This window comes from Zobellella denitrificans (assembly GCF_002407485.1).
GTDB lineage: Bacteria > Pseudomonadota > Gammaproteobacteria > Enterobacterales > Aeromonadaceae > Oceanimonas > Oceanimonas denitrificans.
Map to the genome: position 1 here is coordinate 1,480,184 of NZ_CP012621.1, position 14,231 is coordinate 1,494,414.

The following is a 14,231-nucleotide window of genomic DNA, read 5'->3' on the forward strand; positions in this document are numbered from 1 at the left end:
CCTGTTGCCTCTTTCAAGCTCCGGCGCCGTCTGAAGGTGGTGCCAACAGGCGGCAGCGGGGGCGATAAGGGAGGACAAAGAGCGCTGCTCCGCCGGCCCTCCGCGCCAGGGAGGGCGCGGCGGAGCCCCCATGGATGGGTTCACGGCGTGCCGGAGGAGAAGTGCCCTTTGGCCGACAGACTACACCTCGTCAGAAGCCATCGAAGCTGGTGCTCTAGCCCGGCTGTTCTGTCAACCGGCTCACAGACCGCAACTGTTATGGTTCATCTGCGGCCAACTGTTTATGTTGCGCCGTCTGCTCCCATGCTCTACTGCCCCGGTCGTGGCGGGCGTTCGACCCGCCTGTTCCAACCGAGCAATGTGAGCCTTATGGATACTTCTTCCCGGATTGACGTCAAGACCTGTACCACGCCCGTACGGCCCATCGACCAGGGCCATGTCTATGTGCGCGCCCAGCAAGGACGCTGGCAGCGCTGGCGGCAACGCCTGGGCTGGGCGCTGATGCTGCTGTTCCTGGCCGGCCCCTGGCTGCGCTGGAACGGTCGGCAGGCGATATGGCTGGATCTGGAGCAACAGCGCTTTTACCTGTTCGGCGCCACCATCTGGCCCCAGGATCTGACCCTGCTGGCGCTGCTTCTGATGGTGGCGGCCTTCGCCCTGTTTTTCGTCACCGCCTTGCTGGGGCGGGTCTGGTGCGGCTACCTCTGCCCGCAGACGGTATGGACCTTCTGGTTTATCTGGGTGGAGGAGCGCCTCGAGGGCAGCGCCAACCAGCGCCGCCGGCTGGACCAGGCTGCCTGGAGCCCGGTAAAGGTCGCCCGCAAGGGCGGCAAGCACCTGGCCTGGCTGCTGATCGCCCTGCTGAGCGGCGTGACCTTTGTCGCCTATTTCGTGCCGGCGACCGAGCTGGTCACCGGCCTGCTGGCGTTCTCCACCGGCCCCTGGACCAGCTTCTGGGTGTTGTTCTTCACCCTGTGCACCTACCTCAACGCGGGCTGGATGCGCGCCATAATGTGCACCCATATGTGTCCCTATTCCCGCTTCCAGTCGGCCATGTTCGACCGCGATACCCTGACCGTCACCTACGACGCCCGCCGGGGCGAAAGCCGGGGGCCGCGCGCCCGCAAGGCCGACCCGAGACAGTTGGGGCTGGGAGACTGCATCGACTGCCACCTCTGCGTGCAGGTCTGCCCCACCGGCATCGACATCCGCGACGGCCTGCAGTACGAGTGCATCAACTGCGGTGCCTGTGCAGATGCCTGTGATCAGACCATGAGCGGCATGGGCTATGCCCCCGGGCTTATCCGCTACGCCAGCGAGCGGGAGCTGGCCGGGGGCCAGAGCCGGCTGCGGCGGCCTCGGCTGCTGGGCTACGGCCTGATGATGGGTCTCGCGCTGGGGCTGCTGGCCTACGCCGCCTTGAGCCGCCCGCCGCTGGCGCTGGACGTGCTGCGGGATCGCAACCAGCTGTACCGGGAAACGGCCGAAGGGCAGGTAGAGAACAGCTATACCCTCAAGCTCGCCAACAAGACCCAGCAGCATCGGCATTACCAATTGCGGGTGGAAGGCGCGGACGCCCTGCGCTGGCTGGGCGAGCAGGAGATAGAAGTGGCGCCCGGCGAAAGCCTGAGCCTGCCGGTCAGCCTGGCCGCCGACCCTTACCTGCTGCCCGGCCATATGCAGGCGGTGACCTTCGTGGCCGGCGACGGCCAGGCCGAGGTGCGCACTGAAAGCCGGTTCTTTAGCGGGGGAAGGTAAGGGGAGACAACAAAAGGGCCCAGCGGGCCTTCAGCTTGATGGCAAAGTCCATCACCTGATTTTTCGCCAGATATTTCCCTTTATCAATGCGGTTAAACTGCCGTCATCTCCGCGAAGGCGGAGATCCATGAAATATTGCACTGGACTCCCGCCTGCGCGCTGAGGGCTCCCCAGTTTTTATGAGTCATGCCGAAACACCCGGTGACAGTAAGTAAAGGCGGCTCAACCGGGCCAAGGCTCGCTCCAGTAGCGAGCCTGTGACTCGCCGGGGCTCATGAAACAGCATTTGCTTGCCCAAGCTCAGAAAAGACAGCACACGGCGTTTCACCGTATTAGCTTGGTAGCGCCGATGCCGCCCTTGGTGCTCACCTTCAAATCCCACCAGCCACAGCATCAGCGTGGCAACCTGGGCAATCAGGCATAACACCGCAATCCGTTTTTCCCCGAGGGTTTTGCTGTTGCTCCAGCCAAACCCGTAGCGCTGGCTCTTGTCATCACGGAAATTTTGCTCAATTTGCATGCGGGTCTGGTAGATGGATACCACTTCTTTGGCGCTCAAGCGTTCATCCGAGGTAACCAACAGCCAGGGCTCCTTGGCCAGAGCACGGTAACGCTCCTCCGCTTGCGGATACAGCGGCTGCTTTTTACCCCGCTTTTTATGTCGCCCCTTGGCTGGCCCATGATATTGATGGAAATAAACCGAGCAACGACGCTTCACTGACTTGCCCAACTGGCCGGACCCCAGCGCCTCGGGCGTAGCGCTTGCATGCTGTGTCAGGCCAGTCGCTGGGTGCCATTCCTGTTCACTATCCAGCTTGCCGTAGATACGTCCGCGAACCCGGCCCACAAACTCCCAGCCCAATGCGCGTACCTGCCGTAACCACGGTGTTTTGAAACCGGCATCCGTCACAATCACCACACGGCGTTGCGTTCCCAGCAATGCTTGCAGGTCGAGAAGAAACTGCTGATGCTCATCGTTATGCTCCTGCCGCTCCGAGGACACGACCCGGTTCAGCAAGGGCAACCCACGGCCGTCATACACCAGACTGGCGCGCAGTACATGGAAGTCCTGGCTGCAGCAGCCACTCCAGTCAATGGCAATAACACAACTGGGCAGGCATGCCGTGATGCGGCGGGCGATAGCGGCACTGATGGCAGTGTTCTCATCGTGCAGTTTTTGATTGCCGATAAACCGGTCTACCCGCTTTATCTTGTGCTTCACTTTGGCCTTTCCCGGAAGATGGCGACCAATTTTCGTCAGGGAAAGTGTGTTACCAGCAATCAACCCTTCGGCACAGGACAGCAGAGTGTTGGTGCGGGCCTTATGGAAAGAAGAGAGGACAGTGCGAAAGAAGTTATGGCAAACTGTGCGGACGGCAGGCATGGCGGCTCCTCTTTGTTTTTTTGGCGATTAATAAAGAGAATATCTACCATGCCTGCCTATTTTTTTGGGGATCCCTCAGCGCCTGCGCGGGAGTGACGTTTACTCCGTCTTGCCCGCGCAGGCGGGCATCCAGGGCAGAGTGCACCAGCCCGGGCGATAACGTCGGGTCTGCAGACCCGCATGGACTCCCGACTTGGGGGCTCAGCGTAGCAGGCTGTCCTTGCTGGCGCGGCGGTTGATGCCGTCACGACCCTGAGGTGATTTTTCCTGACCGGCCTGGCAGTCGATGCACAGCCGCACTCCCGGCACCGCCCGGCGGCGGGCCTCGGGAATGGGGGCGTCGCATTCCTCGCAGTGGCTCAGGCTGTCGCCGGCAGCGAGCCGACGTCGGGCATTCTGCACCGCCTCTTCCACACTGGCGTCTATCTGCTCCTGCACGGCACCGTCCCGTGCCCATCCTCCGGCCATGGTGTTTCCCCTGTTTTTGCTGGACTGTGCGCCATCTTGGCACCGGCTACCCGGCGGTGCTGTGCGCCGGGTAGCAAAAACATCAGTCCAGCACCCGGGCCGGCTTGTCCGCCCGCTGGCGGTGTTGCCACTCTTGGTCTATGCCCACCTCGGCGGTGGAGGGAGCCAGCGGCGCCTTGCCCCGGATCAGATCCGCGGCCCGCTCCGCCACCATGATGGTGGGGGCGTTGAGGTTGCCGTTGGGAATGGTGGGGAAGATGGAGGAGTCCACCACCCGCAGGCCCTTGATGCCGCGCACTTTGGCTTCCGGGTCCACCACCGCCAGGTCGTCGGTGCCCATGCGGCAGGAGCAGGAGGGATGGTAGGCGCTTTCCACCGACCGGCGCACGAAGGCGTCGATTTCCTCGTCTGTCCTGACCTGCTCGCCGGGCTGGATTTCCGTGTCCCGGTAGGGGTCCATCGCCGGCTGGTTGATGATCTCCCGGGTCAGGCGCACGCAGGCGCGAAAGCCCTCGCGGTCTTCCTCGTGCTCCAGGTAGTTGAAGCGGATGCGCGGCGCGGCCTTGGGGTCGGCGCTGGCCACCTTCACGAAACCCCGGCTCTTCGGCTTGTTGTGGCCGATATGCACCTGGAAGCCGTGGCCGTCGAAGGCTTCCTTGCCGTCGTAGCGCATGGCGGCGGGCAGGAAGTGGTACTGCAGATCGGGCCATTCCACCCCGGCCTTGGAGCGGATAAAACCGCAGGACTCGAAGTGGTTGGTGGCGCCCAGGCCGTCCTTCTTCAACAGCCAGCGGCTGCCGATCAGGAACTTGTTCCACAGGTCCAGCTTGCCGTTGAGGGAAATGGGCTGCTTGCAGCGGAACTGGAAGTAGAACTCCAGGTGATCCTGCAGGTTCTCGCCCACCCCGGGCAGCTCGTGCTTCAGCTCGATGCCGGCCGCAGCCAGGGTCTCTTTGGCGCCGATGCCGGAGAGCTGCAGCAGGTGCGGCGAGCCGATGGGGCCGGCGCTGAGGATGACCTCCTTGCTGACCCGCACCTCCTGCACCTGGCCGTTGCGCTCATAGCGCACCCCCACCGCCCGCTTGCCGTCCAGCAGCACCCTGTGCACCAGGGCGTGGGTGACCACGGTCAGGTTGGGTCGGCCCATGGCCGGGCGCAGGTAGGCGTTGGCGGTGGACCAGCGCACGCCGTTCTTTACCGTCATGTGCATGGGGCCGAAGCCCTCCTGTTGGCGGCCGTTGTAGTCGGCGGTATGGAAATAGCCGGCTTCCACCCCGGCGTCCACAAAGGCCTGGTACAGGGGGTTTTGCATCCGGTTGCCGTTGTTGACCCCGAGCGGCCCCTTGTCGCCGCGGTAGTCGTCGCCGCCGAAGGCCCAGCTTTCGGCCTTCTTGAAGTAGGGCAGGCAGTGGGCGTAGTCCCAGCCCTCGGCGCCGTGCTGTTGCCATTCGTCGAAGTCGCGGGCGTGGCCGCGCACGTAGACCATGCCGTTGATGGAGGAAGAGCCGCCCAGCACCTTGCCGCGCGGGCAGTGCATGCGGCGGTTGTCCAGGAAGGGCTCGGGCTCGGTCTCGAACTGCCAGGCGTACTTCTTGGTGTTCATGGGGATGGACAGGGCGGTGGGCATCTGGATGAAGATGCTCTTGTCGCTGCCGCCGGTTTCCAGCAGCAGCACCTTGTGCTGGCCGTCCTCGGTGAGGCGGTTGGCCAGCACGCAGCCGGCGGAGCCCGCGCCCACGATGATATAGTCGAATACGTTATCCATTGCGTTACCTCGCGGCCCTTAAAACGGGCTTTCCAGCTTGTTCATGCCCACGTACACCGCTTTCAGCTGGGTGTAGTGATGCAGGGTGGCCAGGCCGTTTTCCCGGCCGATGCCGGACAGCTTGTAGCCGCCCACCGGCATCTCGGCGGGGGAGGCGCCGTAGGCGTTGATCCAGCAGATGCCCGCCTGCAGCCGATGGATGACCCGGTGCGCCCGGCGGATGTCCTTGGTAAAGACGCCGGCGGCCAGGCCGGTGTCGGTGTCGTTGGCGCGCGCCACTACCTCTTCCTCGTCCTCGAAGGTCAGCACCGACATCACCGGGCCGAAGATCTCTTCCCGGCAGATGGTCATCTCGTCGCGGCAGTCGGTGAAGATGGTGGGCGCCACGAAGTAGCCGTTGGGGGCCGAGGCCGGGCGCAGGGCTTCGCCGCCGTGGATCAGGGTGGCGCCTTCTTCCACGCCCTTCTGGATATAGCCCAGCACCTTGTCGTAGTGGGCCTTGGAGATCAGGGCGCCGAAGTTGGTGGCCGGATCCAGCGGGTCGCCGGCCACAATGTTGTTGCGGGTGCGCGCCAGCAGCCGCTCCATAAAGGCCGGGTAGATGTCGTTATGCACGAACACCCGGGTGCCGTTGGTGCAGATCTCGCCCTGGGTGTAGAAGTTGCCGAGCATGGCGGCGGAAACGGCGTCGTCCAGATCCGCGTCGTCGAAGATAATGAGCGGCGACTTGCCGCCCAGCTCCATGGTCACTTCCTTCAGCGAGCCGGCGGCGGCGGCCATCACCTTCTTGCCGGTACCCACCTCGCCGGTGAAGGACACCTTGGCGATGTCCGGGTGCTGGGTCAGCCAGGCACCCACGGCGCCGTCGCCCTGCACCACGTTGAACACCCCGGCGGGCACCCCGGCCTCGATAAAAATCTCGGCCAGCTTGAGCGCCCCCAGGGGGGTCTCTTCCGAGGGCTTGAAGATCATGGCGTTGCCGCAGGCCAGCGCTGGGGCGGCCTTCCAGCAGGCGATCTGCAGCGGGTAGTTCCAGGCGCCGATGCCGGCACAGATGCCGAGCGGCTCACGGCGGGTATAGTAGAAATCGCCGCCCAGGCTCTGCTGGTTGCCCTCGATGGCCGGGGCGAGCCCCGCGAAGAATTCGATGCTGTCGGCGCCGGTGACCACGTCCACCACCGAGGCTTCCTGCCAGGGTTTGCCGGTGTCCAGCACCTCGATGCGGGCCAGCTCGTCGTTGCGCTCGCGCAGCAGGGCCACGGCCCTTTGCAGGATGCGGGCGCGCTCCATGCCGGTCATGGCCGACCACTGCGCGAAGCCGCGCCGGGCGGAGGCGATGGCCTGCTCCTTGATCAGCTCGTCGGCCACTTCCACTTCATAGATGGCCTCGCCGGTGGCGGGATTGATCACGGTGAAGGTGTCGCCGGATTCGTTGGCCACATAGCGGCCGTCGATAAAATTCTGGTATATCGTCAATGACATGCGTTCACTCCATGCTGCCGTAGCAGGTCGGTGATGAATTTCTTGCACAGCTGTTCGCCTTCCCGGAAGTCCCGGTCCGGCTCGGTGCTGAGCGCGCTGCGCAGCCAGAAGCCGTCGATCAGGGCGGCGGTCTGGCGGGCGGCAATCTTTGCCTGCTCCGGCCCCAGCAGGGGGCGGAAGGAATAGCGCAGGTTGCTGATCAGCCGCTGGCTGTTCACCTGTTGCAGCCGGGCCAGGCGCGGGTCGTGCATGGCCTGGGCCCAGAAGCTCAGCCACGACTTGGTGGCCGGGCGCGAGCGCTGAAACTCGGTGAAGTTGGCTTCCACTATCCGCAGCAGCCGCTGCTGCGGGGCGATGTCGGCGCTGGCGCGACTGAGCAGCGCCTGCTTCAGCTCTTCCAGCAACTGCCGAACAGTGGCCTCAATCAGCTCCTGCTTGCCACCGAAGTAGTGGCTGATGATGCCCGACGACATCCCCGCCAGCCGGCTGATGCTGTTGATGGTGGTGTTCTGCAGGCCGTACTCGGCCACCGAGGCCAGGGTGGCGTCGATCAGCTGTTTCCTGCGGGTATCCTTGATTCCGGTAATAGGCATAATTTTTTATTAATTGAACGTTCAATAAAAATAAGCCTAAGGACAGTTTTCAAAATGATCAAGTGAAATCTGCCGACGAAGTGAGCAGACCAGTCACCGGGGCGCCTGCTTTTTCCGGTGGCGCGCCGCGGTAATAGGCTTTCTTAATACAGCCATTAATTAATACAATTTTAACATTATGCCATTCTGCCCTAGTCTGGCGTTGGGAGCCGGCTAGAGAAAGGACTGGGGTTACCATGCTGTTAACGACCTTGATGTCTTGTTTTGACAAGTCGGTGTCTTAATCAGCAATGTTGCAAAAGGGTTTCGGCAGTCTACTGGGAGCCTGCCGGAGGAGGTGACACGACCTCCCGGCTCGGCACGTTCCGGCCCGGCGCCGGGGCGTCAAACCCGTCAAGCAAGAAGGATGCTGAACATGTGTGCGATACACGGTAACAGGGGTGTGGTCTATACCGGTCCCGGCAAGGTCGAGGTCCAGTCCATCGCCTTCCCCGAGCTGTCTCTGGGCAACAGGGCCTGCCACCACGGGGTGATCCTCAAGGTGGTGTCCACCAACATCTGCGGCAGCGACCAGCACATGGTGCGCGGCCGCACCACGGCGCCCTCCGGCCTGGTGCTGGGCCACGAGATCACCGGCCAGATCATCGAATGCGGCCGCGACGTGGAATTCCTCAAGGTGGGCGACATCGTTTCGGTGCCCTTCAACATCGCCTGCGGCCGTTGCCGCAACTGCAAGGAAGGCAAGACCGGTATCTGCCTGAACGTGAACCCGGCCCGTCCCGGCGCCGCCTACGGCTACGTGGACATGGGCGGCTGGGTCGGCGGCCAGTCCGAATACGTGATGGTGCCCTACGCCGACTTCAACCTGCTGAAGTTTCCGGATCCCAACCAGGCGCTGGAGAAGATCCGCGACCTCACCCTGCTGTCGGACATCTTCCCCACCGGCTTCCACGGCTGTGTGACCGCCGGCGTCGGCCCGGGCTCCACCGTCTATATCGCCGGCGCCGGCCCGGTGGGCCTGGCCGCGGCCGCCTCCGCCCAACTGCTGGGCGCCGCCTGCGTGATCGTCGGCGACATGAACCCGGACCGCCTGGCCCAGGCCCGCAGCTTCGGTTGCGAGACCATCGACCTGCGCGAAGACGGCTCGATGGAAGACAAGATTGAGGCCATCCTCGGCGAGCGGGAAGTGGACGCCTTCGTCGATTGCGTCGGCTTCGAGGCCCATGCCTGCGGCTGCAACCATGGCAAGGAAGCGCCGGCCACCGTGCTCAACTCGGCCATGCAGCTGACCCGGGCCGGCGGCCAGATCGGCATTCCCGGCCTGTACGTCACCGAGGATCCGGGTGCGGCGGACGAGGCGGCCAAGCAGGGCGCGCTCAGCATGCGCTTCGGGCTGGGCTGGGCCAAGTCCCACTCCTTCCACACCGGCCAGTGCCCGGTGATGAAGTATCACCGTCCCCTGATGCAGGCCATACTTTTTGATAAGGTCCAGATCGCCAAGGCGGTGAACGTGCAGGTGATCTCCCTGGATCAGGCGGTGCAGGGCTACGCCGATTTCGACGGCGGCGTGGCGAAGAAATTCGTGATAGACCCCCACGGCATGGTCGCGGCCTGAGCCGCAGGGTTCGTTTCAACGGACCGCCCCGGCATCGGCGCCGGGGTTGGTCCGATGTAGGGTCCACTTCAGTGGACCATTGTGCAGTCGGCGCCGTGGTTTGGTCACGATGTAGGGTCCACTTCAGTGGACCATTGTGCAGCCGGCGCCGTGATTTGGTCGACTGAAGTCGACCCTACAAGGTCCGCCGCAGGGCCTGTTACAAGGGACCACCCGATACCGCGGAGCGGGCCCTCCGCCTGACGTTTACTCGATATAACAGGTTGATACTATGGAAGATAAGCAAACAGCAATGGACCATACCCTAGAGCAACTGGTCGGCTCCCTCAAACACAAACCCGGCGCCCTGTTGCCTATCTTGCACAGTATCCAGGACCATTTCGGCTATATTCCCGACGCCGCCACCCCCATCATCGTCCGTGAGCTGCGCATCACCGCCGCCGACGTGCACGGGGTGGTGAGCTTCTACCACTACTTCCGTACCGAACAGCCGGGCCGGCACGTGGTGGAGATCTGCCGCGCCGAGGCCTGCCAGGCCCGCGGCGCCCGCGAGCTGGAGCGCCATGCCAAGGCCAGCCTGGGCATCGACTATCACCAGACCACCCCCGGCCGCGACATCACCCTGAAGGCGGTGTACTGCCTCGGCAACTGCGCCTGCGGCCCCTCGGTGCGGGTGGGCAAGCAGATCAAGGCGCGCATGACCCCGGCCCGGTTCGACGCCCTGGTAAACGAACTGACCACCTACAAACTGGAGCTGAACTGATGAGCCTGCGCATCTTCGTTCCCTACGAGACCACGGCCCTGTCGCTCGGCGCCGAGGACGTGGCGACCCTGATCCGGCGCGAGGCCGATGCCCGCGGCCTCGACATCGAACTGGTCCGCAACGGTTCCCGCGGCCTGTGCTGGCTGGAGCCCCTGGTGGAGGTGGACGACGGCCGTGGCCGACGCGCCTTCGGCCCGGTGGCGCCGGAAGACGTGGCCTCGCTGTTCGAACACGGCTTCGGCGACGACCATCCTCTGGCCCAGGGGCCGACCGAGGAGATCCCCTACCTCAAGCGCCAGCAGCGGGTCACCTTCGCCCGCATCGGCGTCACCGATCCGGTGTCGCTGGCGGATTACCGGGCGCTGGGCGGTTTCGACGGCCTGGAAAAAGCTGTCCACCGCACGCCCCAGCAACTGGTGGACATGGTCAAGGCCTCGGGCCTGCGCGGCCGGGGCGGGGCGGCCTTTCCCACCGGCATCAAGTGGCAGACGGTGCTTGACGCCAAAGGCGCGCAGAAATACATCGTCTGCAACGCCGACGAGGGCGACTCCGGCACCTTCGCCGACCGGCTGGTGATGGAGTCCGATCCCTACATGCTGATCGAGGGCATGATCATTGCCGGGCTCGCCGTGGGCGCCACCCAGGGCTACATCTACCTGCGCGAGGAATACCCCCTGGCCCATGAGCTGTTGAACACCGCCATCGAGCGGGCCCGGGCGGCCGGCTACCTGGGGCAGGACATCCTGGGCTGCGGCCGCGCCTTCGAGCTGGAGGTGCGCCTCGGCGCCGGCGCCTACATCTGCGGCGAGGAGACCTCCCTGCTCGAAAGCCTGGAAGGCAAGCGCGGCATGGTGCGCGCCAAGCCGCCGCTGCCGGCCATCGTCGGCCTGTTCGGCCAGCCCACGGTGGTGAACAACGTGCTGAGCTTCGCCGCCGTGCCGTCCATCCTGAGCGAGGGGCCCGAGCATTACGCCAGCTTCGGCGTCGACCGTTCCAAGGGCACCCTGCCGTTCCAGCTGGCCGGCAACCTCAAGCGCGGCGGCCTGGTGGAGCTGGCCTTCGGCCACCGCCTGCGCGAACTGATAGAAGACTTCGGCGGCGGCACCGAGAGCGGCCGGCCGGTGCGGGCGGTGCAGGTGGGCGGGCCGCTCGGTGCCTACCTGGCGCCCGAGCAGTTCGACACCCCGCTCGACTACGAGGCCTTTGCCGCCATCGGCGCCGTGCTCGGCCACGGCGGGGTGGTGGTGTTCGACGAGTCGGTGAACATGGCCGAGCAGGCCCGTTTTTCCATGGAGTTCTGCGTCGAGGAGTCCTGCGGCAAATGCACCCCCTGCCGCATCGGCGCCGTGCGCGGGGTGGAGGTGATCGATCGCATCGTCGCCAACGACCAGCGCGAGGCCAACCTGGCCTTGCTGGAGGAGCTGTGCGACACCATGATGCAGGGCTCGCTCTGCGCCATGGGCGGCATGACGCCCTTCCCGGTCAAGAGCGCACTGCAGTATTTTCCCGAAGATTTCCACCGCCAGGGAGGCGAAGGCTAATGGTTGAGCATTTTTATCCCGAAAAAGACCTGGGTACCCCGGCCGTCGAGTCGGCCACCCTGGTCTCCCTGAACATCGATGGCGTCGAGGTGACCGTGCCCGAAGGCACCTCGGTGATGCGCGCCGCCGCCCTGGTGGACATCAACATCCCCAAACTGTGCGCCACCGACAGCCTGGAGTCCTTTGGTTCCTGCCGGTTGTGCACGGTCGAGATCGAAGGCCGGCGCGGCTTTCATGCCTCCTGCACCACGCCGGTGGCCGAGGGCATGGTGGTGCGCAGCCAAAGCCAGGCCCTGGCCAGGCTGCGCCGCAACATCATGGAGCTCTATATCTCCGATCACCCGCTCGACTGCCTGACCTGCCCGGCCAACGGCGACTGCGAGCTGCAGGACATGGCGGGTGCCGTGGGCCTGCGCGAGGTGCGCTACGGCTTTGCCGGCGAAAACCACCTGGCGTTGGGCAAGGACGAGTCCAACCCATATTTCACCTTCGACGCCAGCAAGTGCATCCTCTGCTCCCGCTGCGTGCGCGCCTGCGGCGAGGTGCAGGGCACCTTCGCCCTCACCATCCAGGGGCGGGGCTTCGACTCCCTGGTGTCCACCGGCAAGAACACCGACTTCCTCGGCTCCGACTGCGTGTCCTGCGGCGCCTGCGTGCAGGCCTGCCCCACCGCCACCCTCACCGAGAAATCGGTGATCGCCAAGGGCCAGCCCGAGCACAGCGTGATCACCACCTGCGCCTACTGCGGCGTGGGCTGCTCCTTCAAGGCGGAGATGCAGGGCGACCAGCTGGTGCGCATGACCCCCTGGAAGGGCGGCCAGGCCAACCACGGCCACTCCTGCGTCAAGGGCCGCTTCGCCTTCGGCTACGCCACCCACAAGGACCGGCTGACCACGCCGATGATCCGCGATCATATCGACCAGCCCTGGCGGGAGGTGAGCTGGGATGAAGCCATCGGCTTCGCCGCCCGCAGGCTCAAGGAAGTGCAGGCCAGGCACGGCCGCCACAGCGTGGGCGGCATCACCTCGTCGCGCTGCACCAACGAGGAAACCTACCTGGTGCAGAAGCTGGTGCGGGCCGCGCTCGGCAACAACAACACCGACACCTGCGCCCGGGTGTGCCACAGCCCCACCGGCTACGGCCTCAAGATGACCCTGGGCGAGTCGGCGGGCACCCAGGACTTCGATTCGGTGCTCAAGGCGGACTGCATCCTGGTGATCGGCGCCAACCCCACCGACGCCCACCCGGTGTTCGGCTCCTTGCTGCGCAAGCGGCTGCGCCAGGGCGCCCGGCTGATCGTGGCGGATCCGCGCCATATCGACCTGCTCGACAGCCCCCATACCGGGGCGGCCATCCACCTGCCGATCCGCCCGGGCACCAACGTGGCGCTGGTCAACGCCCTGGCCCACGTGATCGTGACCGAAGGGCTGGAAGACCACGACTTTATCGCCGAGCGCTGCGCCCAGACGGAATACCAGGCCTGGCGCGACTTCATCCTGGAGCCGCGCCATGCCCCCGAGGCGGTGGCGGACATCATCGGCGTGCCCGCCCGGCGCATCCGCGAGGCGGCCCTGCTCTACGGCGGGGCCGGCAACGGCGCCATCTACTACGGCTTGGGGGTCACCGAGCACAGCCAGGGTTCCACCACCGTCATGGGCATCGCCAACCTGGCCCTGGCCACCGGCAACATCGGCCGGCCCGGGGTGGGGGTGAACCCGCTGCGCGGCCAGAACAACGTGCAGGGCTCCTGCGACATGGGCTCCTTCCCCCACGAGCTGCCCGGCTACCAGCCGGTGACCGACGCCGCCGTGCGCGGCCGCTTCGAGGCCGCCTGGGGCGCGACCCTGGATCCCGAGCCGGGCCTGCGCATCCCGCGCATGTTCGACGCCGCCATCGAGGGCAGCTTCAAGGCCATGTATGTGCAGGGGGAGGACATCGCCCAGTCGGATCCCAACACCCAGCACGTGGAGGCGGCGCTGCGCTCGCTGGAGCTGCTGATCGTGCAGGACATCTTCCTCAACGAGACTGCCAAGTTCGCCCACGTGATCCTGCCCGGCGCCAGCTTCCTCGAGAAGAACGGCACCTTCACCAACGCCGAGCGGCGCATCAACCGGGTGCGCAAGGTGATGACGCCGCTGGCGGGCAAGGAGGACTGGGAAGTGACCATGGATCTGGCCAACGCCCTGGGCTACCCCATGCACTACGATCACCCTTCCGAGATCATGGACGAGATCGCCGCCCTGACGCCGTCCTTCACCGGGGTCAGTTACGACAAACTGGAACGGCTCGGCAGCATCCAGTGGCCCTGCAACGCCGAGCATCCCGAGGGCATGCCGGTGATGCACGAAGAGCAGTTCCCCATCGGCCGGGCACGGATGGTGGTGACCGAGTTCATGCCCACCACCGAGAAGGTGAGCGAGCGCTACCCGCTGCTGCTGACCACGGGGCGGATCCTCAGCCACTACAACGTGGGTGCCCAGACCCGGCGCACCGACAACAATGTGTGGCACGACGAGGACGTACTGGAAATCCACCCCCACGACGCCGCCGCCCGCGGCATCGAGGACGGCCAGCCGGTGAGCATCGACAGCCGCACCGGGCGTACCGTGCTGCGGGCGCAGCACAGCACCCGCATGCAGCCGGGGGTGGTGTACACCACCTTCCACTTCCCGCACAGCGGGGCCAACGTGATCACCACCGACAACTCGGACTGGGCCACCAACTGCCCGGAATACAAGGTGACGGCGGTGCAGGTGACGGCCGAGGCGCCCCAGGCGCTGTCGGACTGGCAACAACGCTTCTACGACTTTACCCGGGAGCAGTTGGCCTTTGCCCGGCATGGAGACTGAGGAGGACGAGCCC

General features: G+C 65.2%; 10 protein-coding genes. 5 read left to right on the top strand and 5 right to left on the bottom strand.

Annotated features, from left to right (window positions below; genetic code table 11):
- The first annotated feature begins 369 nt into the window (after positions 1 to 369).
- Entirely contained in the window at positions 370 to 1,758 is a 1,389-nt protein-coding gene (gene ccoG, locus AN401_RS07045) for a cytochrome c oxidase accessory protein CcoG (RefSeq protein ID WP_096778899.1), read from the top strand.
- A 184-nt stretch (positions 1,759 to 1,942) separates the two neighbouring features.
- On the opposite strand, the gene AN401_RS07050 is transcribed toward ccoG, so the two are convergent.
- The 5 genes from AN401_RS07050 to betI all read right to left on the bottom strand — a co-directional run bounded on the left by AN401_RS07050 (position 1,943) and on the right by betI (position 7,450).
- The gene (locus AN401_RS07050; protein ID WP_096778900.1) at positions 1,943 to 3,142 is read right to left on the bottom strand and encodes an IS4 family transposase; all 1,200 of its coding nucleotides are present in this window, start codon (positions 3,140 to 3,142) and stop codon (positions 1,943 to 1,945) included.
- Positions 3,143 to 3,343: 201 nt separating this feature from the next.
- Entirely contained in the window at positions 3,344 to 3,610 is a 267-nt protein-coding gene (locus AN401_RS07055) for a DksA/TraR family C4-type zinc finger protein (RefSeq protein WP_096778901.1), read from the bottom strand.
- 82 nt (positions 3,611 to 3,692) lie between these two features.
- Positions 3,693 to 5,375, bottom strand: coding sequence for a choline dehydrogenase (gene betA, locus AN401_RS07060; RefSeq protein ID WP_096778902.1), 1,683 nt, complete (start codon positions 5,373 to 5,375; stop codon positions 3,693 to 3,695).
- An 18-nt stretch (positions 5,376 to 5,393) separates the two neighbouring features.
- Positions 5,394 to 6,857, bottom strand: coding sequence for a betaine-aldehyde dehydrogenase (gene betB, locus AN401_RS07065; protein WP_096778903.1), 1,464 nt, complete (start codon positions 6,855 to 6,857; stop codon positions 5,394 to 5,396).
- Positions 6,848 to 7,450: a transcriptional regulator BetI gene (gene betI, locus AN401_RS07070; RefSeq protein ID WP_094039491.1), complete on the bottom strand. Its 603-nt coding sequence runs from the start codon at positions 7,448 to 7,450 to the stop codon at positions 6,848 to 6,850. Before betI ends, betB begins: the two co-directional genes overlap by 10 nt.
- A 415-nt stretch (positions 7,451 to 7,865) precedes the next feature.
- Between betI and fdhA the strand changes: the two genes are divergently transcribed.
- The 4 genes from fdhA (at position 7,866) to fdhF (ending at position 14,218) form a co-directional block, all read left to right on the top strand.
- Entirely contained in the window at positions 7,866 to 9,065 is a 1,200-nt protein-coding gene (fdhA, locus tag AN401_RS07075) for a formaldehyde dehydrogenase, glutathione-independent (protein WP_096778904.1), read from the top strand.
- A gap of 271 nt (positions 9,066 to 9,336) precedes the next feature.
- Complete coding sequence (locus AN401_RS07080) at positions 9,337 to 9,828, top strand: formate dehydrogenase subunit gamma (protein WP_094039493.1); 492 nt, start codon at positions 9,337 to 9,339, stop codon at positions 9,826 to 9,828.
- Entirely contained in the window at positions 9,828 to 11,369 is a 1,542-nt protein-coding gene (locus AN401_RS07085) for a formate dehydrogenase beta subunit (protein WP_096778905.1), read from the top strand. The genes AN401_RS07080 and AN401_RS07085 overlap by 1 nt, the downstream gene beginning before the upstream one ends.
- On the top strand, positions 11,369 to 14,218 hold the full coding sequence (gene fdhF / locus AN401_RS07090; RefSeq protein WP_096778906.1) for a formate dehydrogenase subunit alpha: 2,850 nt from the start codon (positions 11,369 to 11,371) through the stop codon (positions 14,216 to 14,218). The genes AN401_RS07085 and fdhF overlap by 1 nt, the downstream gene beginning before the upstream one ends.
- Positions 14,219 to 14,231 lie beyond the last annotated feature (13 nt).